At 58.8% G+C, this 25,621-nt stretch carries 34 protein-coding genes and 1 pseudogene; 4 read left to right on the forward strand and 31 right to left on the reverse strand.

What is annotated here, in order from left to right; genetic code table 11:
- Positions 1 to 271: 271 nt before the first annotated feature.
- Positions 272 to 691: pseudogene (locus QTI51_RS26715) on the forward strand (helix-turn-helix domain-containing protein); the annotation flags it as partial.
- A 205-nt stretch (positions 692 to 896) separates the two neighbouring features.
- Here the strand turns inward: QTI51_RS26715 and QTI51_RS26720 are convergent.
- From QTI51_RS26720 to QTI51_RS26780, 14 genes are all read right to left on the reverse strand, one after another.
- The gene (locus QTI51_RS26720) at positions 897 to 1,172 is read right to left on the reverse strand and encodes a hypothetical protein (RefSeq protein WP_286516754.1); all 276 of its coding nucleotides are present in this window, start codon (positions 1,170 to 1,172) and stop codon (positions 897 to 899) included.
- Positions 1,173 to 1,306: 134 nt separating this feature from the next.
- Positions 1,307 to 1,738, reverse strand: a complete 432-nt coding sequence (locus QTI51_RS26725; RefSeq protein WP_286516755.1) for a hypothetical protein — start codon at positions 1,736 to 1,738, stop codon at positions 1,307 to 1,309.
- Positions 1,739 to 1,854: 116 nt separating this feature from the next.
- Complete coding sequence (locus QTI51_RS26730) at positions 1,855 to 2,217, reverse strand: hypothetical protein (RefSeq protein ID WP_286516756.1); 363 nt, start codon at positions 2,215 to 2,217, stop codon at positions 1,855 to 1,857.
- A gap of 92 nt (positions 2,218 to 2,309) precedes the next feature.
- Positions 2,310 to 2,765, reverse strand: coding sequence for a DUF2059 domain-containing protein (locus tag QTI51_RS26735; RefSeq protein WP_286516757.1), 456 nt, complete (start codon positions 2,763 to 2,765; stop codon positions 2,310 to 2,312).
- 92 nt (positions 2,766 to 2,857) lie between these two features.
- Positions 2,858 to 3,316, reverse strand: coding sequence for an SMI1/KNR4 family protein (locus QTI51_RS38980; protein WP_353506554.1), 459 nt, complete (start codon positions 3,314 to 3,316; stop codon positions 2,858 to 2,860).
- 69 nt (positions 3,317 to 3,385) lie between these two features.
- On the reverse strand, positions 3,386 to 3,769 hold the full coding sequence (locus QTI51_RS26740; RefSeq protein ID WP_286516758.1) for a hypothetical protein: 384 nt from the start codon (positions 3,767 to 3,769) through the stop codon (positions 3,386 to 3,388).
- 201 nt (positions 3,770 to 3,970) lie between these two features.
- Entirely contained in the window at positions 3,971 to 4,525 is a 555-nt protein-coding gene (locus tag QTI51_RS26745) for a hypothetical protein (RefSeq protein WP_286516760.1), read from the reverse strand.
- A gap of 66 nt (positions 4,526 to 4,591) precedes the next feature.
- Entirely contained in the window at positions 4,592 to 4,867 is a 276-nt protein-coding gene (locus tag QTI51_RS26750; RefSeq protein WP_286516762.1) for a hypothetical protein, read from the reverse strand.
- Positions 4,868 to 5,039: 172 nt separating this feature from the next.
- Positions 5,040 to 5,609, reverse strand: coding sequence for a hypothetical protein (locus QTI51_RS26755; protein ID WP_286516764.1), 570 nt, complete (start codon positions 5,607 to 5,609; stop codon positions 5,040 to 5,042).
- A gap of 147 nt (positions 5,610 to 5,756) precedes the next feature.
- Entirely contained in the window at positions 5,757 to 6,029 is a 273-nt protein-coding gene (locus QTI51_RS26760) for a DUF6881 domain-containing protein (RefSeq protein WP_116913234.1), read from the reverse strand.
- Positions 6,030 to 7,129: 1,100 nt separating this feature from the next.
- Entirely contained in the window at positions 7,130 to 7,528 is a 399-nt protein-coding gene (locus tag QTI51_RS26765) for an SMI1/KNR4 family protein (RefSeq protein ID WP_286516766.1), read from the reverse strand.
- Positions 7,529 to 7,769: 241 nt separating this feature from the next.
- Positions 7,770 to 8,126, reverse strand: coding sequence for a hypothetical protein (locus QTI51_RS26770; protein ID WP_286516767.1), 357 nt, complete (start codon positions 8,124 to 8,126; stop codon positions 7,770 to 7,772).
- A 71-nt stretch (positions 8,127 to 8,197) separates the two neighbouring features.
- Positions 8,198 to 8,425, reverse strand: a complete 228-nt coding sequence (locus QTI51_RS26775) for a hypothetical protein (RefSeq protein WP_286516768.1) — start codon at positions 8,423 to 8,425, stop codon at positions 8,198 to 8,200.
- Between the two features lie 45 nt (positions 8,426 to 8,470).
- On the reverse strand, positions 8,471 to 9,094 hold the full coding sequence (locus QTI51_RS26780) for a tyrosine-type recombinase/integrase (RefSeq protein ID WP_286516769.1): 624 nt from the start codon (positions 9,092 to 9,094) through the stop codon (positions 8,471 to 8,473).
- A gap of 209 nt (positions 9,095 to 9,303) precedes the next feature.
- On the opposite strand from QTI51_RS26780, the gene QTI51_RS26785 reads away from it, so the two are divergent.
- Entirely contained in the window at positions 9,304 to 10,443 is a 1,140-nt protein-coding gene (locus QTI51_RS26785) for a DKNYY domain-containing protein (RefSeq protein WP_286516770.1), read from the forward strand.
- Positions 10,444 to 10,574: 131 nt separating this feature from the next.
- Here QTI51_RS26785 and QTI51_RS26790 read toward each other — a convergent pair whose 3' ends face one another.
- From QTI51_RS26790 to QTI51_RS26855, 14 genes are all read right to left on the reverse strand, one after another.
- On the reverse strand, positions 10,575 to 11,114 hold the full coding sequence (locus tag QTI51_RS26790; RefSeq protein WP_286516772.1) for a hypothetical protein: 540 nt from the start codon (positions 11,112 to 11,114) through the stop codon (positions 10,575 to 10,577).
- A 235-nt stretch (positions 11,115 to 11,349) separates the two neighbouring features.
- On the reverse strand, positions 11,350 to 11,823 hold the full coding sequence (locus QTI51_RS26795) for a hypothetical protein (protein ID WP_286516773.1): 474 nt from the start codon (positions 11,821 to 11,823) through the stop codon (positions 11,350 to 11,352).
- 67 nt (positions 11,824 to 11,890) lie between these two features.
- Positions 11,891 to 12,388, reverse strand: coding sequence for a hypothetical protein (locus QTI51_RS26800; RefSeq protein ID WP_286516774.1), 498 nt, complete (start codon positions 12,386 to 12,388; stop codon positions 11,891 to 11,893).
- A gap of 56 nt (positions 12,389 to 12,444) precedes the next feature.
- On the reverse strand, positions 12,445 to 14,025 hold the full coding sequence (tnpC, locus tag QTI51_RS26805) for an IS66 family transposase (protein WP_503011545.1): 1,581 nt from the start codon (positions 14,023 to 14,025) through the stop codon (positions 12,445 to 12,447).
- A gap of 84 nt (positions 14,026 to 14,109) precedes the next feature.
- Positions 14,110 to 14,457 carry an IS66 family insertion sequence element accessory protein TnpB gene (tnpB, locus tag QTI51_RS26810; protein ID WP_286516776.1) on the reverse strand — a complete coding sequence of 116 codons (348 nt, stop codon included), beginning with the start codon at positions 14,455 to 14,457 and terminating at the stop codon, positions 14,110 to 14,112.
- Complete coding sequence (gene tnpA, locus QTI51_RS26815; RefSeq protein WP_286516777.1) at positions 14,454 to 14,852, reverse strand: IS66-like element accessory protein TnpA; 399 nt, start codon at positions 14,850 to 14,852, stop codon at positions 14,454 to 14,456. The genes tnpB and tnpA overlap by 4 nt, the downstream gene beginning before the upstream one ends.
- 384 nt (positions 14,853 to 15,236) lie before the next feature.
- Positions 15,237 to 15,731 (reverse strand): hypothetical protein, encoded by a 495-nt coding sequence (locus QTI51_RS26820; RefSeq protein WP_286516778.1) that lies wholly within the window; start codon positions 15,729 to 15,731, stop codon positions 15,237 to 15,239.
- A 128-nt stretch (positions 15,732 to 15,859) separates the two neighbouring features.
- Positions 15,860 to 16,222 (reverse strand): hypothetical protein, encoded by a 363-nt coding sequence (locus QTI51_RS26825; protein ID WP_286516756.1) that lies wholly within the window; start codon positions 16,220 to 16,222, stop codon positions 15,860 to 15,862.
- Positions 16,223 to 16,294: 72 nt separating this feature from the next.
- Positions 16,295 to 16,729 (reverse strand): hypothetical protein, encoded by a 435-nt coding sequence (locus tag QTI51_RS26830; protein WP_286516779.1) that lies wholly within the window; start codon positions 16,727 to 16,729, stop codon positions 16,295 to 16,297.
- 544 nt (positions 16,730 to 17,273) lie between these two features.
- On the reverse strand, positions 17,274 to 17,588 hold the full coding sequence (locus QTI51_RS26835; RefSeq protein WP_286516781.1) for a hypothetical protein: 315 nt from the start codon (positions 17,586 to 17,588) through the stop codon (positions 17,274 to 17,276).
- 380 nt (positions 17,589 to 17,968) lie between these two features.
- On the reverse strand, positions 17,969 to 18,274 hold the full coding sequence (locus QTI51_RS26840) for a hypothetical protein (RefSeq protein WP_286516782.1): 306 nt from the start codon (positions 18,272 to 18,274) through the stop codon (positions 17,969 to 17,971).
- A gap of 163 nt (positions 18,275 to 18,437) precedes the next feature.
- Positions 18,438 to 18,860 carry a hypothetical protein gene (locus QTI51_RS26845; protein WP_286516784.1) on the reverse strand — a complete coding sequence of 141 codons (423 nt, stop codon included), beginning with the start codon at positions 18,858 to 18,860 and terminating at the stop codon, positions 18,438 to 18,440.
- A gap of 75 nt (positions 18,861 to 18,935) precedes the next feature.
- Positions 18,936 to 19,553 (reverse strand): DUF1444 domain-containing protein, encoded by a 618-nt coding sequence (locus QTI51_RS26850; protein ID WP_286516786.1) that lies wholly within the window; start codon positions 19,551 to 19,553, stop codon positions 18,936 to 18,938.
- A 189-nt stretch (positions 19,554 to 19,742) separates the two neighbouring features.
- Positions 19,743 to 20,009 carry a hypothetical protein gene (locus tag QTI51_RS26855; protein ID WP_286547664.1) on the reverse strand — a complete coding sequence of 89 codons (267 nt, stop codon included), beginning with the start codon at positions 20,007 to 20,009 and terminating at the stop codon, positions 19,743 to 19,745.
- Between the two features lie 1,736 nt (positions 20,010 to 21,745).
- Between QTI51_RS26855 and QTI51_RS26860 the strand changes: the two genes are divergently transcribed.
- Both QTI51_RS26860 and QTI51_RS26865 read left to right on the forward strand, forming a co-directional pair.
- Positions 21,746 to 22,330: a hypothetical protein gene (locus tag QTI51_RS26860; protein ID WP_286516788.1), complete on the forward strand. Its 585-nt coding sequence runs from the start codon at positions 21,746 to 21,748 to the stop codon at positions 22,328 to 22,330.
- A gap of 43 nt (positions 22,331 to 22,373) precedes the next feature.
- Positions 22,374 to 22,808, forward strand: coding sequence for a hypothetical protein (locus QTI51_RS26865; RefSeq protein ID WP_286516789.1), 435 nt, complete (start codon positions 22,374 to 22,376; stop codon positions 22,806 to 22,808).
- A gap of 18 nt (positions 22,809 to 22,826) precedes the next feature.
- On the opposite strand, the gene QTI51_RS26870 is transcribed toward QTI51_RS26865, so the two are convergent.
- The 3 genes from QTI51_RS26870 to QTI51_RS26880 are packed head-to-tail and all read right to left on the reverse strand — an operon-like array spanning position 22,827 to position 25,426.
- Positions 22,827 to 24,083, reverse strand: coding sequence for a tetratricopeptide repeat protein (locus QTI51_RS26870; RefSeq protein WP_286516790.1), 1,257 nt, complete (start codon positions 24,081 to 24,083; stop codon positions 22,827 to 22,829).
- Positions 24,084 to 24,126: 43 nt separating this feature from the next.
- Positions 24,127 to 25,026, reverse strand: coding sequence for a sigma-70 family RNA polymerase sigma factor (locus QTI51_RS26875; RefSeq protein ID WP_286516791.1), 900 nt, complete (start codon positions 25,024 to 25,026; stop codon positions 24,127 to 24,129).
- A 31-nt stretch (positions 25,027 to 25,057) separates the two neighbouring features.
- Positions 25,058 to 25,426: an EscR/YscR/HrcR family type III secretion system export apparatus protein gene (locus QTI51_RS26880; protein ID WP_286516792.1), complete on the reverse strand. Its 369-nt coding sequence runs from the start codon at positions 25,424 to 25,426 to the stop codon at positions 25,058 to 25,060.
- Between the last annotated feature and the right edge of the window lie 195 nt (positions 25,427 to 25,621).

Below are 25,621 nucleotides of genomic sequence, written 5' to 3' on the forward strand. Positions count from 1 at the left end.
ACGGGGCGCGGAACCCTCATCCCTTTGGAGTCAACGACTTACGGGCGGATCAATCATTGAGGATGGAACCGCTGTTTCACTAAGGATGGAATTCCTGTGGTTTTGACTCACTAACTTTGGAATTTAGCGGCTAAATTGCGGCGTCAGCTGGCGTCAGCTGGCGTCAGCTGGCGTCCGTCGCTGCGGCGGGGCGGAATGGCCGCCATCGGCGGCGGATTCAACCGGTCAACGCAACACACTAACCACCGCGTAGGCGGCAGGAGTGTTGCAAATGAAGCGACGGCCACGAATCTACTATTCCGAGAGCCAGAAGGCGCTGATGTGGGAGCGCTGGAAGCAAGGCTGGACGTTGAACGAGATCGGTAGGCTCTTTGATCGACCTCACACGTCGATCCAACAAATCTTTGTCCGGACTGGTGGCATTCAACCGAAGGCGCGATCACGCGCTTCGATGGCGCTGAGCCTGGCTGAACGCGAGTAGATCTCGCGAGCGCTCGTGGCAGGCGAATCGATTCGATCCACGGCAGCTCGGCTGGGACGAGCTCCATCCACGATCAGTCGGGAGATCAAGCGCAACGGCGGCGTCGAAGCGCATCGCGCAAGCCAAGCCGAAGATGCCGCGTGGGATCGAGGTCGGCGGCCGAAGCGCTGCAAGCTTCAAGAGAACCGCTCATTGGCCCGCCTCGCAGCAGGTTGGGAACTGTTTGGCCAACCTTGTAAGAGCACTGAAAGCAGAAGGCCACCACCGTGGCCACATCGCTGGAAAGCGTAACGTCGGCGTCCCCGCTATCTGAAAGCCAGTTGATGCTCGAAATAGTGAGGTGACTCATCGAAGTTGCGATTCTTGGCTTAATCGACAGCCTGTCTTGGACGACCGCTGTTGGCCGAAACCCAAATCAAAGCCAGCTTCTTGACGCTGTGTCAGCCTCTGCAACGTTGGGCGTGAGTGAACCCAGCAGGACTGCGGAGAAGTAGAAGCCAACCGCCGCAACCAGCAGTTGAAGAATTTCACCAACGGCCGGAATGAGGCGCCAAGGCAAGTTGAAGAGCACCACCGTCGCAAGGAACGAAAACAATGCCAACCGACTGCCTTGTCGGTATAGCGTTAGCGTTCGACCGAACGTGGGAAACCTGAGCATCGAATCCCCTCGAAGCTTTTGCAGCGTTGACATGGTCATCCTCCTTGAATCGAATTTGAGGGCGCTTCTGAAGGACCGCTCTTGGCCGCATCCTGCCCGATGGCGAGTGGGTGTTCACGCGCTTCACGCGGCGACATGCAGAAGTCTCCAGAAGGCGGGCGCTCGTCTCATCCCGACGCGCCAGCGTCGGCGATCAATTCGAGTACCTGAACGGCCTGTTTCAGTGCGCTCCACTCTGGCGGCAGTTCGTCCTTCCATGAGAGGTCGCAGGAAAAGGCCGGCGATGAAACCTTCAACCGAAACGTAATTGGGTGGATGTAGCCGAACTGCCCCTCTGTGAAAGGGCTGATCCTCGCCTTGGAAATCGCGTTCCAAAGCGACAGGGCGAACTCTTGTCGCAGCGGCTCCGGCGTTCCAAAGCGGACAGCCGGAGGAGCTGCGTGCTCCATCCACTCCATTGCATGAGTTGATCGCCTCCAATAGCAGCCGTCACGGCAGCCAGCCTTGTCATACGAGAGTTCGACGCGCAGCGCGATCCCTTGATGATTCAAATGCTCATCCGCCGGCGTGGTGGTCAGTTCAACAACACAGAGATTCATAGGTTGCTTGGAGGTCCGCTTCTGGCCGGCTGTATCCTGTCGCCTGATGGGCGCAAAGTGCCCAAAGCGGACTAGGACATGCGACTCGTGCCTGAAGTCAATGAGATTGCACTCGGCTACGCACTTGTAGACCAGCGGTAGCGAATAAATATCGTCGGCCCGCAAATGACAAGATGCGTCTCGCTCCACGAATCCGTAGATAGCAAATAAGTGGGCCAGTCACAATGAGGCGGTACGTCGACCTTGGCAAAGCGCTTGAGGTAGTCGCTAACGCCCGCCCTGTCCGTCAATCGATAAAAAGGCATTGGCTCGTCAAGCGCCGACGCCTGCGCGACATCGACGGTTGATCCAACGAATGCCTTCACGTCTGGATGTGGAAATCTCGATTGACTAGATACATCGATCTCAAGCGACTCTTCGCTGCCGGGATCGTCGAACTCGAACTGATCGATACGAAGTGAAAGCATTGTGCTGAGCAACGTCTGGTTATGACCGAATTTTGCCCCACGACGCGACTGACCGCTCTTGGCCGCGTTCAGCCGGAGGCAAGCGGCTCAACTTACATCAATCCTTAGCGCCTGTAGCCCGCGGCCTTGAGCACTTCGATCTTCTTTGCGAATTCCATCGCCTTTGGCCGGAGAACGCTCGCCAATGCCACGCGCGATTCCCTCTGCAGCTCCGCACTTCGCTCTTGGTGCATCTGGAACACCGAATTGTTGGCGAGGGCCAATATGCCATCCAGCTCGTCTTCGGTGAAGACCCGGGCATACGCCGAAGCCTTGGCCGCTCTGTACTCTGGAGATTTCGCAACGTCCGAAAGGAATTCTTCGTATTGCGCACGGAACTGATAGTCCCCGTTTTGACGTATCAGGTCTTCGGCCACGAACTTAACGATCTGCCGGGCATCCATCGCCTGGAAAGCATCGACTATCGCTTCGGCCTTGGCAATCCGCGCCTCCTGACTGATGGCGGAGGTGCAGATCAGCAGTGCGGCAATCGAGACCGATATGCGGTGAATCAAGGTCATTTTTCTGATGGGCTTCTACGTTTGGCGGATTTTGCCGGCCCTGCGAGCGGCCGGTTCTGGCCGACTGTAGCCGCTCGGCAGTACAGCGCTTCCTAAGCTGGCACCACGGCAGAGATGCCGTCCGCAGCAGCTCGCTCTAGGAACTCAAAGAATCCCGACGAAACGCACACCTCATCAGCCCCGGGGCCATGGACGAGTACGGTTCCGAATGTCGGTCCGTCGGCACAGGACAAGTAAAAGCGGAGGTCGGAACCATCGTCGGAAATAGGCACCAAGCGCGCACAAAGTCGGTCACGTCGCGTCGTCAGTTGAGAGCGTAAGTCAGTCCAAACAGGCGGCTCGCTTTCGACGTAGGCTGGCACCAGTCCGTAGACCTCAACGCCAGGCAGAAGCGCAGCGCCGTACCTCAAGAGAAACGTACGGTACTCCGACGGAAAGGTCAGTTCGTGCTGATGCTCGACCTCCGAGATGAATTCTTCGGTGACCGGGCCCGAGCAGTCACCCTTTTCGAGAAGCGCCGCGACAGGTGCGGGGAAGTTCGTTGTTGTCATGCCAGGCGTTGAGAACGAATTGACGGGCGGTTGGGAATGTCTGGTCTTGGCCGAACTGTGCCACACGCCTCAGCCTCTCGAACTGCCCGGCAACTCGGCGGCCTCGTCGGGCGGCGGTGCCAGAGCCATCACAAAGGCCTCCATGGCAGCAATCTCGAAGCTCCCTTCGTTGGAGTCGGTAACGTGCGATGAGCCGCCAACCACGCGAATCAAAATGCCATCGGGTTCGTACTGAGCAAACTTTGCGCCAGGCTCGAAGGTGCGGCTCACACCCCTGCGGACGGCATCCCTGAACATCTCAGGTATCTGCTCCGGCGAAACTTCCCAGCGGAACGAGAGGCCGCTGTCGGATGAGGGCTCTACGGAAAGCACCACATGACCAAACCGAGGGAAGCCTGTTTGGCGAATGAATCGCCCCTCACCTATCGTTGCACGTTGAATGAGCAGTTTCATCGCCTCGTAGTCCGTTGGGGGCCGCACGTGGATGGTTTCTCGATTGAATTCGGGGGGCGGAATCGAAGGTCGGCTTCTGGCCGACTGTAGCCGGTCGCGCAGGCGTCGCAAACGGGCACGAACGGAAATTCATGATTCCCGCAAAGCAGTCGTTCAACGATCGACATGAGCGGCTTCTGGCACGTTTGCTCGATGGAGGGGTTAAGCCTTACTGTGCCGATACTCGCCGTCCGGACTCCCGGGCGGAAGATTCCCTTCGATGACGTACTTGTAGCCTAGGCCCACCGAGTGCAGCGGGAGTCCCATCGCTAGCGCCAACGCGTGATGCCGCTTCGTGGCGACGACATACTCTGTGTCACGAAGAATTACGTCCAATTTGCTCGGGTCTGCAACTCCGAAGACTGTTGACAGCCTGATGGTGTCACCGCCCGACGGCTCGTCGGACTCGGCGTTTTCAGCAAAGTAGGCAGGATTGGAGTTGTACTCGTCCGTTTTCTCCCCACTCTCATAAAGCTCGAAGTACAGAACGCCGTCGTCGTGATTCAACACGGCTAGCACTGCGCAATCAAATTGGCGGGAAATCTGAGCAGCCAACCCGGCTAGTTTGTCGCCGTCCTGGTCTTCGCACGCAGCGTCCAGGACCACGGTCGTACCGGCTTGGGTCTTCGACACCAGCGCGGGGCGTGAGCCGAGCCAATCCAGGAGTTCCTTCTGTGATGCTCCATGCACTGTGTGACTTGTGTAGAACGATCCCAAGCGCGTCTCCTGTGATGGTCATTAAGTTTTTAACGTCAAGCGGCCGCTCTCGGCCGAAATCCGAAATCAAAGCCAGCTTCTTGGCGCTGTGTCAGCATCTGCATCGTTGGGCGTGAGCGAACCCAGCAGGACTGCGGAGAAGTAGAAGCCAACCGCCGCAACCAGCATTTGAAGAATTTCACCAACTGCCGGAATGAGGCGCCAAGGCAAGTTGAAGAGCACCACCGTCGCAAGGAACGAAAACAATGCCAACCGACCGCCTTGTCGGTATAGCGTTAGCGTTCGACCGAACGTGGGAAATCTGAGCATCGAATCCCCTCGAAGCTTTTGCAGCGTTGACATGGTCATCCTCCTTGAATCGAATTTGAGGGCGCTTCCGAGGGACCGCTCCTGGCCGACTGTAGCCGGTTGCGCCTGCGTTACGAATAGGTCCGTTGAGAACGCCAGCATCAGACAAGCGCCATGGAAAATCGTAGCCTGAGGCCTGCGAAGCGCTCCCATGTGCCGGCGCTCTCTAGCAAATCTCGGTGATAAGCCCCGAGCGCCGCGCGAGCGCACTCGCCAACGCATTCTTGACTGCAGCGAGAGCTCTGGGGTCGACTTCGGTCGCAAACGACTTGGCTGCGAAAGCTTCATCTAGCAGGCTCACCTCATCACAAGACCAATATGAGAGGTGGTAAACACCGTCTTCAGAAGCATAGGGGAAGACATTTGAATCGCGGGCGACGGCTCGACCCGAGAACATGAAGCTCCAAAGTTCGAGGGCGGCACTGTGGGCGGCGACCCCGTTGCTGGAGTCGAGCATTTTCGCGTAGTGAGACGCGCGCAGCAGCGACTGATCGGCCGCTTGCTTGATGTCACGGCGCTTCATGTCGCAAAACATACCGAAATACGTGTCCATCAACCGGTCAACCGCGGTTGCCTCGGCGGCATTGAGCGCGTTCAACGCAGCACGACCGTTGCTCCGAACGACGCGCAAGAGCGGTTGGACAGACGCGTCAATATCGCCTGGAAATTCCGCGTTGGTTTCAAGCAACCAGGCATCGAATTCGTCTAGAGGTCCAGAGAGAAACTCATCGACCAAGCCAGCCGGATGGCAGTGCCAAAATGTGCATAGATTCCCATTGATAACTAGCTAAGAGTTGTGTGGGTGCCGCGAATGACCGCTATCACCGAGTTTCTGAGACCGCACCGACCGACCGCTCCTGGCCGATGGCGGCTTGTTGGAGTGCTACCTTCGCTGAAGCCAGCGGCCTTCAAATTCTTCCTTCGAAATATTCTGTATCTCAAACTCAGGCTCAAGACCCAGGGTCTCCAAATTCGGCCAAGGCTCGATGCCGAGCATTGAACCTCCAAATTCTTCGTCCTTGTCCGCATAGCCGAGTTTTCCATCGCGAAAGACCTCGATTTTTCGCTGCTCCCACAACTGTCCATCCAGCTCGGAAAATATTGTCACGGGGTCACCCGCAAAGTCGTGCTTCCAATCAACTCTGATGTATCGCATGGCGCTCCCTCTTCTGAGCTACGTTTCGACCGCTGAGAACCCTGTTGGTGTCGGATTTCGGTAGCAGTTCTGACTACGATGGCGACCGTCTGCTCTTGGCCGTTCTACGACTTAGTGGGCAAAGTTCTTACCTGCCCGTGGCGGACGAGAAAGCCCTTTGTGGACAGAGCGAGGGAATCGTCCTCAATGACGTGTGCCATGAGTTGGTCGGCCTCGTTCTCGTAGCACGGTAGCAGTCCGTTCAGCACGAAGTACCGTCTCCACGCTATGCCGCCACGCTGCAAACCGGCTATGACTACCTCGTCGGTGTGTTCCATTGCTGTATTGAATGCGGGTGGATCGAACTAACCGCTTCTTGCCGACTATAGCTATGGCAAGGGCTCGCGGAACGCCTCAGCAGCACGAAATCGAGAGCGCGTGGCAAACGTCCGCTCCTGGCCGCATCCTGCCACATTCCTGCCTGCGCTTGCGGACCCAAAGCGGAACTTGGATCCGTGCCAAAAGGCACCATTCATACGGCCAATTCGATCGGCAAGTCTTGGGCTCGAACCTAGATGTTGTGTTTCAACACCATGATCCGTTCGCCTCTTGCGAGTTGCGTGCACACAGGGCGTAAATCTCGACGCGTGCGTTTTTGGCGTTAGGTGGCTTTAACACTGGGCTCCTTGCGCCAAAGGATTTTTTGCATATCCGGTTCTTTGCGACCCCGAGACCGACTAGCAAGCCTTGAACGTATTCAGCGCGGTCTTGTGCCAGATTCTCAAGTGCGCTTGGTCGTAATTCACCTCTGTCAACATGAGCTTCCAGGGTCCAAAGTACATCAGGGCAGCAAGGGTGCAATTTGAGACTCTCTGCGCGGCTTACCATCTCGGGAAGCCGCTCTCGTGCGCTTGCAGTCGCACGGTTGGCTGTTGGCTCAAAAAAAACATCCAGAAAATACTTGCCATCGAAAGTCATGCACATAACTGGGGCTTGGGCCCAAGCGGCACTGACGCAGAAAGCAAAGAGCGCGACGAAAGTGACTGGAATCCGCATCTGGGGCCTTAGGGTGAAGTAAGACAACACAGTGGATGGTCCCATCGAGTGTCTGCTCACGGCCGTCATGAGTCGGGAAGCACGAGGTCACCGAAGTCGTCGGCGGCGCGGAGCAACTCACCCGTCTCATGCTTCCAGATGAAGACCTCTGGCCTGAGGCACCCGCCGCCCATGATAAAGACGAGCTTGTCGCCTCCACCATTGCCGCCCAGTGCAATGGCAGTTGACGGAAACCCACGCCAGGTTCTTGCACGCTCCGTCTCCGGGACAATGCCATTGAGAGTACGAGCGAGCCGCTTTCTATCGGAGTCATCTGCGATTGGGTACAAGTCCCACTCGTCGCTCTCAGTTGCAATGAAACCCCCATTGCGTCTAGTCATGGCTAGTCGATATGACGCCGGAAGGCTGATGCCCAGCGCTTCCTCTGCAGCCTGCACATAGCGTTCAGCAACATCAAACGGCATCGAATCCTTTCGTTGAAAGCTTGGTCCGAGAGACCGCTGTTGGCCGACTGTAGCCTTCCGCGTTCTATCGCAATGTGCCCAAGGCGTCGCGCCTACGGTACAACGCCGCGTGCTCGCGCGTGTGTTCCCGCACCGGGGCGTGTCGGACGTAGACATGGTGAACTGCTCTCGAGGTTTGACGTAGGCGTGCACGCGGCGGCACGTCGCGCCGCCATCTTGCAGCGCCTCGACCTCACCATGCTCAAAGTGCTGCTATTTCATCCGCCAATCCAACCGGCATAGCAATATCGTGCTTGTCAATGTAGTGCACGGCCAAAGAATTTACTACCCATTCATTAATGCGATAGTAATGCAGTGCCATAGAAATCGGCATTCCCTCGATCGGGCAACCTACCGTCAAGCTGCCCGTAGGCAAAGGAAGCGGCGGTATTGCACGGAGTCTAGCCTTTTGCTCATTTGACAAAGTCGACTGTCCCACTAAGGTTTTTACGTCAGAAAGTTCGAGCCAATGACAGTTGGCTAACAGTTTTGGAGCGCCCTGCGAAACAAGGTACTTCTCAGCTCTTGCGATAAACGCCATCGATTCAGCGGTGGTCATTTTCTGGACTCCTTAGTGATGGCCAGGCGTGAAATCAATAGACTAGCCAGAATTCACCGGCACCCCATTCGTTAGCCCGGCGTGATCCACTCCAGGCCGTCTCCCGCAAGATAAAAGCCTCTCGCAGCTCCCGAAGCGCCGCGCAACTCTTTGACTTCAACGCCGAGGCGATGCATCTGGATTTTCCTGATTTTGAGTGCATCGCTTTCAACTTTCAGGCGGGAAGGATTGCGGGTGAACTGGGCCTCGCGATCAAACGGCAGCTTCTGGCCGAATTCTGCCCGATGGTCCAGATCCAAGGCCGAGGTCACCTCTGCGGGCGCCCCGCCGGGGCGCCGAGAACCTCATGCGTCGGTCTGTTCAGCCATTTCCAGAGCATCCTCTACCTCGATACCGAGATAGCGTACGGTGCTTTCCAGTTTGGTATGGCCTAACAACAACTGAACAGCACGCAAGTTCTTGGTGCGGCGATAGACCAGCGAGGCTTTTGTCCGTCGCATCGAGTGTGTCCCGTAGGCAGCTGCATCCAATCCGATTTCCTCGACCCAGCCGTCGACAATGCGCGCGTACTGGCGGGTTCCAAGATGCGGCGAAGTACTCACCCGGCTCGGGAACAAAAAGTCCTCGGCGCGCAGGTGGGCGATCTTCATCCAGTTTGACACTGCTTCTCTGGTCGGTTCTGTGAGTTCGAATTGAACAGGGCGTCCGGTTTTCTGCTGAATTACGCTGGCCCGGGCGGATGCACGCTCCCCGTTGGCGACGTCCCGTACGCGAAGCTTCACCAAGTCGCATGCTCGAAGTTTGCTGTCGATGCCTAAGTTGAACAGAGCCAACTCGCGGGCACGGCATGAGAGCTGCAGTCGTACGCGAATCGCCCAGATTTCCTTGAGTTTGAACGGCCGCTTTTGCCCGACGAGCTTGTCCTTGTTCCACGGAGGGCGCGATGCCGAGACGATCAGGGATTCCATTTCGGTCTCCTTCAGTTGAGGGACCGAAACTTTGCTCTGTCGCCAAGGCTTCCATGGGCCCACTGCGGTCGTCGAGCTTTCCATGAAGCGGACACTGGAACCGAAGTTCAGGAGTGGGGCCGCAAGGGTCACCGGGCCTTCTCAAGAGCGGCCTTTCGTGGACGTTCACTCTTGGCTCAAACATCCTGCTGAACCCCGTCGAGGAATTCTTGCCGGCAATACTCGACAATCGCATTGTCGAAATCATTGCCCGCTCTATTCCAGCCGCACCGACGATGGACGGGCTGCGCGTGCAAACAGGAGGAAGAATTGTGTTTCTTGGCTTTCGTCGCTGGCACGCTCTGGTCCTTTCCATCGCTCTTACGCCTACTTATGCGTTAGCTCTCTCGTGCCCAGAATACATATCGGACTATTTAATCAAGGATGGAGTCGTGTCATTCTGGGCTAACCCGCCGCTGATCGAACGGCGGGTTAGGGAGCTTGACGTAAGATCCTTTCAACCGATTCATCCACCGGATTATGGGATGGCGCCTTGTTCGACTTTGGTCAACGACTACGCCAGCGACGGCACTCGAATTTTTTATCGCGGTGAGCTCATTAAGGGTGCCAAGCTCGCGGGCTTTCGGCTTCTCGGAGATGGCTACTCCGCCGATGAAAATTCCGTCTTCGGCAAAACTGCGCGAATTACGGGTCGCGTATCTGATTTTAAAAAGGTGGGCCCGTTCGGTACGGATGGCGTCAGGGTGTTTTACCAAAATCGGAAGCTCAAGGGCACGAATCTGGAAAGCCTGCCGAGTCTCTACGGGATCTATCGAACTAGCACCGCGGTCTATAACAATCGAGGGGAGATTGTTAAAGCAGATCCGGCCTCGATGCGTGTCTTGATCCCTAGCAACAATTTGTGGCGAGACAGATCGAAGGTTTTTCTTGGATCGAAGAGCATTCTGGGCGCGGACCCAGACACCTTCGAAAGCATCGGCAACTATTTTTACAGAGACAAACGGGCAGTCTATCTCGATGGACGCGAAATCCACGGAATGGACCCGAGAACTGCGCGTCAGTTCCGATTTCAAGGACTCTACTCGACAGACGGAAAAGCGGTGTTTAAAAGGCATGTTCCCATTGATAGAGACCCGGCGACATTTACGGCAGAGATGCAATCTTGGTACACGAAAGACAAGAATGGCGTCTACTACGACGACGTCCTGATAAAGGACGCAGATACTGACACGTTTGAAACCACGGCGCTCAACTATGCGCGAGATAAGAACTACTCCTACGAAGGTAAGAACCCCTACTGCGCGTGGCGCGAAGGACTGAGGCCCGAGATAAAGCTGTGTAACCCATGACTACCTTGGTCAAGACTTTCAATGGCAGCTTATGGCCGAGTGGCGCCGGTCGCTTCAGTGTTGCGAAGGTGCCAATTCAATAGCCTGAGAATCGACAAGTCGGCGCCGGACCAACCGGCCACCCGCAATTTTCAGCGAACAGCGCTTTCGGCGGAATCTCCGATGAGTCGCCGAATTTTTTCTTCATCTGCTATTGGCACGGGTAGCCGAGTAGTGCCAAAAATCCGTCTACGCTCTTCTCCGTATCTGATGATGACGCCTTGGTTCGCGAATACTACCCATTCTTTGTGGAGATACGCGGAGTAATCATCGCTAGGCACCGGTCCCTGCAACCTGATGACGCTTGAAAACTTGATCTGCTCCGGCATCGCGTTCTTGAGTATTCGCCTAATTCTCAAAAATCCATTGAGAGAGCGATTCCCCTTCCCATTATCCGTATCAAAGTCCACATTAAATTCGTTCATCGGCACAAGCTTATCGCTGTGGCCTCGGAAGACGAATTGATCAAACGTGCCTACCAAGATTAACGCGGCGCCTCTGACGTCATCCTCTAGGGTGGGAGGCGATGGCGCTGGTTGTGTAAGAGCGTGGGCCAGAGAATCCACGCCAATCAATCCAAAGGCGACGCTGGACAAGGTAAAAAAATCTCTGCGTTTGATTGATGGCTTCATGAAAACTACCCCTTAAGCCCCTGAGGCAGCATCTGTTCCGCGCCAGATCGTTGCGGCTAAATTCGTCGCTGCCCGCAACGCGTCCGTCAAACCGCAGGAAATTACAAGGAATACCACGCTTTCTCCTGGTGTGATTTGGGCGGGAAGGGTGGACTGCCCGGTTGTGGCCTACTGTAGTCGAAAGGGCGCTGTCTCTACTGGGCCCACAAGAGACATTGCAGCACCTCTGACGACGTCATTCAATTTGCATAGACCGCCGCTTGACACTGGCAGCCCGCCTGAAGAAGACGGCGATGGCCAGTAGTCCCGCAAAGGCACCTCCTTCGAGCCAGGTCCCGGCCAGACGGCCATCGATCGCCACCTTCGCAGGGCTTGCCTGCCCTGACCTGTAGGTTACCCAGACATCGTCGGCCAAGAAGCCCACACAGAAGTCCGCGACCCCTTTCGCGCATTCTGTGTGCAGGAAGTACCCGAGCCCATCGAGATGCGTCCCTTGCCGTTTGTCAGTACCGACCACCCAATTTCGGTACTCGTCGTGGTCCGGGAGCCTTTTGTTTTGATCGATGAAATTCCGTGCGTAACGGGACACGATTTCGATGTGATCTTGCTCGGAGGGGCTGATGCGATGCGTTAGGTGTGTGGCATCAAACACGCGATCAAAAAAATCGGTGCCGCGAGGATCAGAGCGAGCCAAGAGGTCGCCACGCAAAGGGACTCCAGCAGGCGTGCCAAGATCGTATTAGTCCGCTCAAGGCCGTCGTTGACGGCCGGGTGCTTTATGGCGTGATGTCGGCTACGTGCTGGAGCAGGCCGAAGCCCACGCGCCAAGCCCGGCCGTCGCAGTGAACGGTGGCTGTGCGCTGGTTGAGGCGCTTGATCTCTCCGACCTGACGTTTGAGGCTTTGGTCGACGAAGCTGACGCGCTGGCCGACACGGAAGTCCTCCTTCCTGTTGATCTCCGGCGGCGGCCTCAGCGGCGCCGCAGGCGCCGCTGACGCTGATCTGGCATCCGAAGCATTCGGCTGCTCCTCGGCCGGCACGATGGCCGCATACAGCACGTTCAGGCGCTCTTTGCTCTGCTCGTCGACCAGCGTGGCTTGGCGGTCTTTCATGGCCACGATGCGGGCCTTGCGCAGTTTGCCAGTGCCCCAGTCCCAGTACTGCACCAGTTGGCCCATGTGCAGCTGCGAGCGCGCCTGCACGATGCGTCGGGGGTCGGCCATGAGTTGCTCGATGACCCAGCTGAGCTGGTACAGCTCGGCGCTGGTGGCCATGGGAAGGTCTTTGATCTGCTCGACACGCATGTCGGCAATTTTGCCAGCGGCAACGCTCAGGCCGCGAGCTTGTCTGCCGTCGCTGATGTCGTGGGCGTAGCCTTGACGAGCTCACCGGCGACGGCCCACGGCAGTAGCTCGTCGATGCGGTTGCTCGGGTGGTCAGCAATGCGTTCGAGCACGTGTCGCAGGTAGGCCTGTGGGTCAATTCCGTTGAGCTTGGCGGAGCCGATCAGCGTGTAGATCACTGCAGCGCTGCTGCCGCCGGCGTCGGAGCCGAAGTGCAGGTAGTTCTTGCGTCCGATGGCGACGCCGCGCAGCGCGCGCTCGGCAGCGTTGTTGTGCGCCTCGATGCGGCCGTCGTCAACGAAGCGCGTCAGCGCCGTCCAGTTGCTCAGCGAGTACCCGATCGCCAGCGCCATCGGCGACTTCGCCGAGACCTGCGCTAGCGTTGTGTTGAACCACTCCCTCAATTCATCCAGCATGGGACCAGTGTGTTCCTGGCGAACCCGCATTCGCTCATCCGGCGTCTTGCCGCGGATGTCGGCCTCGACGCCGAACACCTTGCCGATGCGCTGTAACGCCTGGTGCGCCAGCGTGCCGGCCAGCTTGTGCTGACGCTCGTGGATGTCCCACACCTTGCGGCGTGCATGGCTCCAGCAAGCCGCCTCGACCACACGGCCGTCTTCGTACAGCGGGTGGTAGCCAGTGAAGGCATCCGCTTGCAGGATTCCCTTGAAGTGCCTCAGGTGACGAACGGGGTGTTCGCCCTTGCGGTTCACCGAGTATTGGAACCACACCGCCGGCGGCGCTGTGTCGCCGCTGGGGCGGTCATCCCTCACGTACACCCACAGGCGCCCGGTGCGGGCCTTGGCGCCCGCACCGCCGAGCACGCGGATCGGCGTGTCGTCGCCGTGGACCTTATCGGCCGCCACCACGTAGCGGCCGATCGCTTCGGCCAGCGGGCTCAGCAGGCGTGCCGCCTGCGCTACCCAGTCCGCCAGGGTCGAGCGCTGCAGTTCGACGCCTTCACGGCTGTAGATCTCGCACAACCTGTACAGGGGCGTGTGGTCGCAGTACTTGCTCACCAGCACATGCGTGAGCAGGCCGGTGCCGGCCATGCAGCGGTCGATGGGGCGGCGTGGCGCTGGTGCCTGTGCGATCGTGCTGCAGGTCGCACAGGCGAGCTTGGGGCGGACGTGGCGCAGGACATGGAAGCTGCCCGGCTCGTAGTCGAGTACCTCCGAGACGTCCTGTCCGATCTCGCGAAGGCCGCGGCCACAGGCTTCGCAGTTGCAACCGCTTTGCGGAGTGTGCACCACAGTGCGCCGTGGCAGGTGATCCGGCAAGTCCCGTACACCGGTGCGCTGTCGCTTCTGCCGCTTCTTGCGAGCCTGCTCGATGGACGTGACGTTGGAGGGGTGATCGGCGCCTTCAGCGGGCACCGCCGGCTGCGCGAGTTGACCGCCCACGAGCTCAAGCTGCGCGTGCTCGAGCTGTTCGCTGGAGCGACCGTACTTCATGCGCCGCAGGTAAGCCACCTCGACCTTGAGCTTCTCGACGGTCAGCAGTGCAATCTTCAATGCCTCTTGCGAGCGCTGCACCTCGCCGCTAAGAGCGGCGTTGGCAACCAGCAGTTCCTCGGAGGTCATGGGGTGCGACTGTGCCTGTCGTCACCCATTTCCACAGCGGGAGTTGTCCTGTCAACTGCAGAACGCCGCCTATGCTGCCGCGCGCGGCTGCCAGGTACGCTCGGGCCGTCGCCAGTCGATGCCTTCGAGCAGCATCGACAGCTGTGCAGCGCTCAGCGAGATCGAGCCCGTCTCTGCCTGCGGCCAGATGAAGCGGCCACGCTCCAACCGCTTGGCCAGCAGGCACATGCCATCGCCGTCACTCCACAGCAGCTTGACAAGATCGCCTCGGCGACCGCGGAAGACGAAGACATGACCGCCGTACGGGTCCTCGGTGAGCGCGGTCTGTACCTTCGCCGCCAGCGTGTCCATGCCGCAGCGCATGTCCGTCACACCGGCTGCCAGCCAGACCCGAGTGCCAGCGCGCGGGCCGATCATTCGCTCTGACGCAGCGCGCGCAGGACACTGCGCAGGCTGCTTTCGTCGACCGGCCCGCGCAAGCGCAACTGGGCGCCGGCGAACTCCAACTCAATAACGCCGCTGCGCAGAGCCGACCTCGGTGGCGCCACAGCACGCTCGCCTGACGAGGGAACTGTCATGACCTCGGCCGCCGGCGCGACAGTCACCGGCAACAGTACAGCCGCCGACTCGCCGCCAGCAGCCCGAAGATGCTCCCTGCGCCACTTGAACAGCATGTTGGCGTTGACGCCGCCGTGCAGCGCGATTGCCGACACGGACGCGCCCGGCTCCAAGCTTTGTTGTACGAGCTCATGTTTGAACGCTCGGTCGTGATGTCGCCGGCTCGCCTTCCCTGCGTCTTGCTCACTCTTCATGGTGTGCACCATCTCCTTTAGCGCACACCTACAAGCGGGTCTGCGATTCGGGTCAGATGCTTCCCGCAGCCAGCGCGTCAGGCAAGGACGGCCTTCGTCGGACTATTACCCAAGATCGGCGTTCGGTTGCCCTCATCTTGTCGAGCTTGTGCCATCCAGTTTGTGCCTACTTGCAGTGCGAGATTGCCGCCCAAAGCTATTGCGGGTGCGTTCGATCTTGATGAAGTCCAAATGAAGTCCTGCGGCGCATCCGACCCGTCTGTGTGGCTTTGTGACCCAAACGGATTCACACACTCGGATGTCCGCTCCTGAGGGACCCACACTTTGCTCCGTCGGATCGGCTTTGGTTAGCCCGAAGCGGCCACTTAGAAAGTGCGAGCCCAGTCAGCTTCGCGTGCAGTCTGCGAGCTCAGGAATGACCTCGATACCGCCGGTCGCGGCGTACTTTATCGGTGGCCTAAGCCTAAACATGAATACCGCAGTGTCCAACTCAGAGGCTCGTGCGGTGAAGCTCACATAGGTTGGCGCAACTGCGGCGCTTTGCAGACCAGACTTTTCGAGGACGCGCTTAAAAATTTCTCCACGCGCCAGCGCGAGTGCGCGCTGGCCGTCGTCGGATGTGCCCACGCGTTGAGAGTGCGCAGTGACTTGGACGAACATATCGAGAACGCAGTTAGGTTTGGCGGACGGCTGCTTAAGCTCTTTCGATTCCTTTTCGATTTGCGCTTCATGACCTGCCTGAAGATGAAGCGTTCCAGGAATGAACTTCGCCTTGATGAAATAACTTGCGGGCGATATGCACCAAGCTGGTGTCGCGCATAGCAGGACAAGAGCGAGGACGGTCGGACAGGATGGCAGGTATCTGTTGGTGCTCAGCATGGTCGATTTGTCTTGGCTGCGAGATGTCTGCTTTTGGCCGGCTGTAGCCTGTCGCCTGATGGGCGCAAAGTGCCCAAAGCGGACTAGGACATGCGACTCGTGCCTGAAGTCAATGAGATTGCACTCGGCTACGCACTTGTAGACCAGCGGTAGCGAATAAATATCGTCGGCCCGCAAATGACAAGATGCGTCTCGCTCCACGAATCCGTAGATAGCAAATAAGTGGGCCAGTCACAATGCGGCGGTACGTCGACCTTGGCAAAGCGCTTGAGGTAGTCGCTAACGCCCGCCCTGTCCGTCAATCGATAAAAGGGCATTGGCTCGTCAAGCGCCGACGCCTGCGCGACATCGACGGTTGATCCAACGAATGCCTTCACGTCTGGATGTGGAAATCTCGATTGACTAGATACATCGATCTCAAGCGACTCTTCGCTGCCGGGATCGTCGAACTCGAACTGATCGATACGAAGTGAAAGCATTGTGCTGAGCAACGTCTGGTTATGACCGAATTTTGCCCCACGACGCGACTGACCGCTCTTGGCCGCATTCTGCCCGTTGCCGCCTCATAGCCGTTTGAACTTTTGGGGCAACTCGAACGACGCGCCGTCGGGACGCACCGATGCGGCATAGGCCACTCGCAGCATTTCCACAAGCTGCTCCCGTCCACGCGGAGATTTCAGCGATGCAGGGAGCCGACTGAGCCAATGGCCGTTCGGACCCGCAGTAGTGCCACGCTTCAGCGACAGCTGCCGTGAGGTCGGCAACGGTCTCGTGGACAGCACTTCAATGCAGTGGGCAAGCTGCGCTGGCGACGTAAACACGAGTTCATGCTCGCCGGCCTCGATACGAAGTGCTGGGAAGCCCCTGTGCGGAATGGCGACGGGTGCAGCAGGCACCCATGCTCCTGAAGTCGTCGTATCGGGGACATGGACCCAGTACGCCATCGGCGCTGAGCGCCAGTCGCGCTCAAAGGTGAAGCGAAACGTCGATGTCGTCACGATGGCTCAATTGGAGGGCGTTAAGGAAGGTCCAGTCCTGGCCGTCACTTGCCGCCGGGCGCCAAGCTCGCTCACATGGTCCCGCTAACACCGCTGCACTGCGGCCAGTTTTTTCGGGCGCTCTTTTCCAAGACTGGATCTGTTGAGCTTCCGCTCTCGGTGCGCATCACGCGTATGTAGCACTGAGTTCCAACGCTGTCATATTCAGCAACGTAGTGAGCGCCTTCTTTAGGGTCGAAAACCACCGAGATGGCGCAAACTGAATTGTCATGCCCTGAAGCCATACGCACTGTGAAAGGTCTGTCCGCCGCGATAGCTACGGGCTTACTTTCTGGACCATCGCGCTCCAGCCTTGCGTTGTACAAGTCCATGGTCTTTTCACACTTTGGATTGTTGTACGCGCGCACACCCACAAGTCCCGAAATTGGATGTACGAAGCGGACTTGGAAAGTGGCGGTGGGTCCGGAAGGCGGCGGCTTGTACGCAGCAACACAACCGCCCAACATGCTGGCCAAAGCAAGAACTACGAATATTTGTCCGACTCTCACGACTTCTCCTTCGTCAACCAGGCCCGCGCCATTGCGCCGCCCATTGCGTCGCAGTGCAGCTCATATCGACCGCCGGGTTCAAGCTCGTCGATCAGGATGATTTGGGCTTCGGCGCCTCCCGAAGCCACCCCACTTATTGGTGCTTGCCCATTTACTTGAGGGGCAAAGGGACGAGGACGTCCCTCCGTCGCGGACGCACTTGGCAACTTACAGATCACTTGGAGTTTGGTCTTTCCCGGCTTAGTGTTCACTCGCGTGGCATAGCCGAGTTCGGCACTCCCAACGATGGTGTCATCCACCTTCGAGATCAATGGCGCGGCTCCTCGATTTCTATACGTTCGATCTATTCGGAACCCGGTGTCACCGACGGAGTTGATGACAACTCCTGTCGCATCTTGAGGGGCATTTGGCATCGTCACACTGCCACAAGCACTGAGGGCGACAGTTGCAAGTGCAGCCACCAACATCGATACATGCTGCATGGCCCTTGCAAACCGAGCAGGCGGATACGTCTTGGCCGGCCGGCTGAAGAATCTCGTCATTGTTGGAACGCGTGCTCTTGGCCCTACGCGGGATGAGCTGATGCTTATGTTACAAGCAAGATGCTAACCGAATGTCTGGTGTTGGCCGACTGTAGCCGGTCGCGCAGCCGTCGCAGTGGATCGCGAAGCGGCGATTGGGCCGAGACCTGTCAGGCTGTCGGATCACGCCAGAGCAGTTCAAGATCTTCAGGCATGCCTGAATACGGCGTCGCCATATCCAGGTCGTTGAGCGCCGACGGCGGCTCGCCAGTCACGATGCTGCTATGCATTCGCAACAAATGCAGGAGGCTTTCCGCCGCCCACGCGTTACTTGGCACCGCGTCGCAACCGTATTTCGCTCGGATGATCACGCCAGCACGAGCGGCGGCAGTCCAAAACGTCTGTCGATGCTCGTCCGACAGGCCGCGTATGTCGAACTCACAGAAGGGTGCAGTTCGGTCGGAGAGGTCCTCCAACCATGTGCGTAGCCTCTTGTGATGTTCGGGTATTTCGCGAGCGATTAGGACCAACATGCCGCAGTAGCCTAGATTGGAACGGTTCAGTGCCCGCCCATCTTCGAGATACATCAAGGATGACAAATTGCCCCTCCAAACTTCTGCTCTTGGCCGCGTGCTGCCATCAGCCGTGGTGCACCGATGCGACGCAGCGGCACTGAAAGGGTACAGCCTCTGTGAAGTCGCCGGACCAGAATACGTCGCAAAGGCCATCCCACGCGAGTTCGATGTGTTCGGCGGCCATGCGACTGAACGCCAACGTCGTGTCGTACACATCATGATGGCCGAACACGTACATGAACCCCAACTCCGGATGGGGGTATGCGGCGTCCGACTTGTCACTCCACGAAGTGCTCGCGCCTTCCAGATTGTCATCCGCATGCGTTTGGAGCCGCAGGCCCTGGTGATACAGCCTGGGTGACCACATTTCGCCATCGAACTCCCTCGGCTCCGTCTCAATCTCCACGCTCCACAGGCCGTCAATCTGCCGAACCACCGCTGACGTGACGGCAAACCTTCGGTCTCTGAGGCTGATGTAGCTGGTCATCGAGCTGGATTCTGGGAACGAACTGGCGACGCTGTTCGGATGTCTGGTCTTGGCCGACTGCCGACCAAAGGGCGTTCAACTATCGGGACTGGCATTAAAGATACCGTTCAACGGATGCTCGCTCGGCCATGTTCCGTCAAGCTTCAGCCAGGCCCGTGAAATCGGCTTTGGATGGCCTCGGAACTCATCCTCAATCGCGATGCGCAGCGACTTGGAGCTAAGAGTCTTCTCGTCGGTCGGAAACGCGAACAGGCACTGTTGGTTCACGGCTACCGCGGCGAACTCCTCGCCGCCCAGGTTCTCCTTCAGCATCTCGTAGAAGTTGCCAAGCATCAGCGCGCCGGCGGGCGCCATCCAGTTTCCACGAGCCATCCCGATGTTCGTTCCATCGATGAGGGTTGCCCCGCCGAGCTGAAATTCCCCTGCTTGAAAGGCTTTTCCCAGGTTGTTCGCGGCCACCTCGAAGGCGTCTTCCACTGAGAGGCCCGCCTCCGACAGGTCTTGCGACTTCGCATTGCGTACGGTTCCAAGTCCGTCAATGACCAGAACCATGCGGACGTCTTCTGAAAAATCCCAAGTCAGAAGGGAATCGGCGCCAACGTAGTCCACCCAGCTCCGTGGAACGACGTACGGATAGAGAAGATGAAGGTTGCCGGCAAGCGGGTGTAATTCGGCGGGAGGCGTGATGCTCATGGTTCGACGCGGAAGTTGGCCTAATTGTTCATGGGCGCGCCGTTGGTGTGCACGCGCTCGGAGTGTGTTCTGCTGAATCTGCGCAATATTGTGGTGCGGACGCCTCGAACGTCCGCTATCAGGCGAATTGAAGCCGCCCTCCGAATGACCGGTCCTGGCCGAAGGCGGCGCTACGACGTCCTGCCGCCATCACGCACATGCGTCATGAACTTCGCGTCCGAGGGCCAGGCTCATTCTTGCGCACAGCACCGTGAGCCAGCCAATCCAGACGGGCGGCTCTGCTTCGCCGCAGAACTGGATACCGCTGGGTTCGACTGATGCCCATATGTACCGGGCGTCGCCCTCCTGCCCGTACCAAGCCGGCCCGTTCTTATCGCCTAACCAACCATCCATCGACTCGTAGACGGTCAAAACCTTTGCCCACTCTTGCTCGGAAAGGTCGTACGGGATATTCAAGGTGATGTCTTGTCGCAAGCGCCGTTCTCCAACCTGTTGGCGTGAGCATTTTGCCCCTTGCCGCGTCTTTGAAATTCGAAACTTGGGGCCGCTGGCGAAGGTCCGGTTTTGGCCGACTCACGTCGGCTACCGCTATTTTCCGTGCTCGAATGGCCCGTGCGAGAAGCCGCAACACGGACAGGCCTCAACGCGCAGAAGCCAAGCGAGCCACTGGGATACAGGTTGTCGTCGCATACCCTGCCAAACCAGAGCGAGGCCGCAAGCAGGGCACCGAATTGAGATGCATGCTAGGACGGAGAGCAGGCAGGCTCCAACAAGCGCCAATAGCCTTATGGTCGCCACGTCAGCGCCGAACCAGTCGGCCACCCACGCCGGTGCGAACTGGCAAGCACCCACCACTGCGCCTGCAAATGCAAAAAGCCAGAGCTTCCATCGCTGCGAGGCAACGAAGGCAGTGTTCACAATTTAAGGAGGCATCGGGTATGTACGGTCCTGACCGACTGTAGCCGAATGAGGGTCGACCCCACAGCGCATTAAGCAGATCTTGGACCTACTCAGTTAACGTGAACCGCACGCGCGTATTTGCCAAAGGTCCATCGGGATCACTCGGATCTACTGCCGCGACAGCGTTGACGTTCACCGTGGCCGTGGCCGTGGCCGTGGCCGTGGATCCATGACTATTGATCGCGTACCTGATCACGGAGTGCCAATCAGTGCCCGTGAAGCTTTCACCAGAGAACATCACGCCGCCAGATCCCGTCGACCAAGTGACCGATACATCCGAGTGAAGATCAACTGTATCCCCGTCCTTCAATGCTACGGGCTGTGTGCCGCCTGCCACGGGTGCCCCGTTTACAGCGATCGATATGGTTGGCGCAGGAAGCACCGTGATCTCATAGGGAAAGCTGCCGCCGTTCGCACCGTACTCAACCGAGCAATCCACATCCGCGCACATTTGAAGCTGAAGTGTTCCCTTTTAATCCCAGCGGGTAGATCACGATTGAAGTAGATAGGAAAGCCGCTGACGTATGACCCATTGCCATCATCGTTCAGCAGTTGGCGAGCAGGAAAGAGTACGTCCGCGGCGGTGGTAAACACGTACAAGCCAGCAACCTTCGCACCAGTGAGCGTTGCGGTCAGCTTCTGAATGCCTGGCGTTGCCGAGGGGCTGTCCCCCTTGGCCAGGGTGACCCGAGCGACTGCAGGAGAAAACACCACACTCACTGGCGCTCCCAAAACGCCGGAGTTCGTCCCACCAGGGCCCCCAGTAGACCCTCGGTCACTACCAGCGGTCGAGCCCGTTCCGTTAACTTGCCCTGCGCCCTCGTTGCTGCCTGCGTTCGTCGCCGTTGGTAGCGCGACCGCGATGCCGCCGCCACCACCACCTCCTCCGCCTCCACATCCGGTCAACATCACCCCAGCCAACAACCCAACGGCGCAGAACGTGCGCACCCTTGCCCACTTCACCATGTTTCTCTACCTTCTTCAAATCGTCGGAGAACGTCCCCCAACCTATTGCATTGCTTGATCACCATTCGCGCTCGAGGCAGCAGCGCATCAAGAGATCCACGTCGCCTCGCACTTGGCAACATATCCAAGGCAATACCCATCTGTTTAGCTCTTGCGCAGATGCCCCACGGGAGTACGAGGGTGCTCGCTTTCACGCGGCTTCCAAGACAGCGACAATGTGCACTCTGCTCCACATCGCTCACAGAGCCACGCGCCTGAAAGCAACCATGCCAACCTCCGATTTCGATTCGTTTGATGCGCTCATGGCTGCTGCCATGGCCGCCAGCCAGGCCAACGAGGCAAACCGCGCAATCGAGGGCTTTCAGCGAGCGAGTGCAGTCCAGCCCAGCGCTGCACTGCCTCAGTTCATGCTCGGCGCCGACTTCGCCGCGCTGGGCGACATGAACCAAGCCGAGACTGCGTTTGCGAACGCCACGCGCCTGGCACCTGATTTCCCGATGGCACGCTACCAACTGGGACTGCTGCAGTTCAGCTCGGGGCGAGCAGCTGTCGCCATGTTGACTTGGCAACCGCTTCTGGCACTTCCTCAGACCGATCCCCTGCCCCACTTCATCCATGGGTTCGCGGCGCTGGCACAGGATCAATTCGACGAGGCATTGGCCCACTACGAACACGGCCTCACGCTCAATACGACGAACGCCGCACTGTCGAGCGACATCCAAAAAGTGATCGACGGCATTCGCTCATTGAGGCACTCCACAGTGCAATCCGAGAGTGCCGAGGACGTGCCTGACGAGTCTTCAGCACACATCCTGTTGGCAAACTATCAGCAGCAGGGTCATGTGCACTGAACCAAAGCTCGAACTCGCCTGATAGCCAGATACCGCCGCCTTCATGATCGATCCGACCACGCAGCTCGCCGCCATGATTCGCGCGCGGTTCAGCGCACAATTTCAGGCGCAGGCTAAAGCCCGCGGCCTGGCAGCGCGTGAAACACCGAGCGATGGCCGACTCGCCAAAGCAAAGGGCGAGCCTGACGCGTATGTCGCCGGCGACACGGATGCTCAAATCCAGCAGATGGTCGCACTGCGAGTGCGGGCGCTATCGCCCGATGATCCGCAGCGCCAACGAAAGGCTTTCCGCCTGTTCCTCGAGTCGGTGCTCATGCAGACCTTCGGCCGCGAACGCATCGACGGCATCGCTTTTGATCAGATGGTCGACGCCGTGATGCAACGCATGGAGGGAGACGAGGAACTCCACGCAGCGCTGCGCGAAGCCGGCGACCTCCTGCTGGCCGACTCAAAGCCGACCATTGCCGCCAGGCGCTGACACGCTTCATTCGTTGGCTTACGCGCCTGGCGTAGCAACCAGATCAGCAAGATCGCCCCCGAGCGGCGCGGCGATGCCCCCTAGAATTCGGCGCGCGAAACGTTGCACGTCGCTAGCATCCTTCACATCCCCCGTCAGCAGCGCCTGCGCATAGCGACCGGACAAGTTGGTCCGGTCGAGCCTCAAAGCGAGTTCCGCTTGCTCGCCAGCTTCGCCCGGACGTCCCTGCATTGCCAAAACCACAGCCAGTCCGCCATGGCTCTCGGCGAAATTCCGATCCAACGCGAGCGCCGTTTCAAAGCTTTCATGCGCACCCGCGAGGTCGCCTTGAAGGATCTGCGTCCATCCAAGACCATGCCAAGTGCCAATGTGCTGCCCCATGACCGAGAGGGCCTGTCGAAACGCTTTGAATGCGTTCCCCAGATCACCCGCCAGCAAAGACGCAAAGCCACGTGTCGACCAGGCTCGGCCATCTCCAGGGTGACGTTGAAGCGCTGCATCCGCAAACTGACTTGCCGCTGCCGCGTCGCGTTGCGCCAGAGCCAAGGTCGCGCGCGTCGCAAAGGCCTCAACCGGTTGCTCCGGCGGTGTGCCGTTACTCAGGCTCAGCATGCACCAGCGCTGCGCCGCTTCGAAATTCGACGCGTCGATCGCGATCAGGCTCGCCACACCAGCAGCTTGGGGGTCAAGCGTCCGCTGCTGCTCCGCAACAAGCGTCCAGCCCATTGCACGGTCGATCTGTCTATCGTGATGCAGCGCGCGCAGCCAGAGCTGCTGCAACGCACGCGCAGCGACAGGAGGCTGACCCGTCGCCGTCTGGGACGCGGATGCTGCACTACCGGCTTCGAGCACTGACGCCAGCCGTGCCACGCATTCTGCATGGCGGCCGCGCCGCAGTTCAATGAAGGCGATGTTGTGCATCAAGACATCAAGAAAGCCGGGAGGAGGATCCTGCGTGTCAGTGAGCGCATCGAGTACCGACAGCGCTTCGTCGTAGCGCTGTTGCGCCAGCCAAAAATCTCCCTCGCGCAATCGCCAGCCCAGCACATCCTCGGACAGTGACTGGGCTCGGCGCAGATGCACCTCCGCTCGCTCCCACTCACCACACGACAGCGCCGCCTCGAAGGCAGTGATGAGCAGCGAGTTGTTCGAGGGATCCTCACGAAGAAATCCCTCCATGCGGTCGAGGCGCTGCAATGAAGCGACCACGCGCGGATCGTCGCGATGCGAAAGTTCGCCCTTGGTAGTGGCCTGGGTTTCAGAGGTATTGGTCATGGCAACAATGCGATGTCAGAAAGTGGATGGAGTGACCCGCGTGTCATAGCGACACATCGAGCCTGGAGTCCTTGTCCAGGAGTTCGCGCAGACGCAGGAGTCCCTGGCGATGCAACTGAGAAATGCGCCCGCGCGTGACGTTCATTCGCGAGGCGATCTCGTCAAACGGAATCTCTTGCAGATAATGGTGACGGATGACCGTCTTTTGCTGGTCAGTCAGCTGATCGACCAGACCCCGCAAGACGGTACCTAACTGGCGAATCTCGGTCTTTCGGAAGTAGCTCACCTCAGGCGAGACTGCATGCGAGCCAGCTTCGCTGTCGAACGCTTCCGCATCGACCATGCCAGTGTCTTCCAGCAACACGCCCAGCGCGATGCCGATGCCGACCTCGGCGAGGTACTTGAACAATTTGTCGGCGCTAAGCGCATCAGGTGCGGCTGAGCGTCCTTCTCCCTCGGATCCGTGGATGTGGTCTTGAGCTGCGGCTTCCTTGATGGCCGCGATCCGCTCTTGCTGCAGCCGAGTGCGCACGCTGATCTGCTGATTTTTCTCAGTCAAGCGAACGAGCCCATTCAAGATCGAGCCTTGTACGCGTTTGGATGCAAAGGTCTTGAATTGGGCTCCTTGGCACGGATCGAAACGATCCACGGCCTCTACCAGTCCGATCCTCGCAAGCTGCAGGTAGTCCTCGAACTCGACGTCGTCGTGCGTGCGGCGGCCATAGACGGTGGCTGCCATCATCCGCGCATAGGGCAGATAGTGCCGGATCAGCAGGTCGCGCGCTGCCTCATCGCTGTCGCCGCGCCAACGAGTCCAGAGTGGCGCAACAAGGTCCAGGCCTTCCGATGAAGATTCCGGGACATCACGCGGCGCAGCAACATCCACCGCAGCGCCGGAAAACCGAACGGGCGTGGAAGACAATGCAGAGCTCAAGCGTGCCATGAGTGTCTCAATGCGAAATGAGGGCCATGACTCAGTGGAAGCTGCCTACCAACGCCTTGAGCACGAGGCTCCAGCCGTCGACGAGGATGAACATCAGGATCTTCAGCGGCAAGGCAATCGTCGTCGGTGGCATCATCATCATGCCCAGAGCCATGAGAATGCTCGAGACGATCAGGTCGATCAGCAAGAACGGCAAGAAGATGACGAAACCGATCTGAAACGCGGCGCGCAGCTCCGAGAGCATGAACGACGGAATGAGCTGCACATTGCTGATGTCAGCCATCGACTTCGGCGTCGGTGCCTTCGACAACTCGACCATCAGTGCCAGGTCCGCCTCTCGCGTTTGCCGCACCATGAATTCCCGGAACGGCGCCACGCCCTTGCCGTAGCCACAAGTCACCGCATTCCCAGCGCTTCATCTGCTACTAGGCCTCCGACAGCAGCGGGCGGGGCCGACCGCTGCCTAGTCGTACACATCTCTCTGCCCCTCAGTGAGCACTCCAGGCTGTTGCTGGTCGCCATCAGTGTGGACCTCGACGACAACCCACCGTCTAGGCGTTTTCGGCCTCGCAGCCGGTGTGACGAAGAGGTCGTT

The organism is Variovorax sp. J22G73 (genome assembly GCF_030317035.1).
Classification (GTDB): domain Bacteria; phylum Pseudomonadota; class Gammaproteobacteria; order Burkholderiales; family Burkholderiaceae_C; genus Variovorax.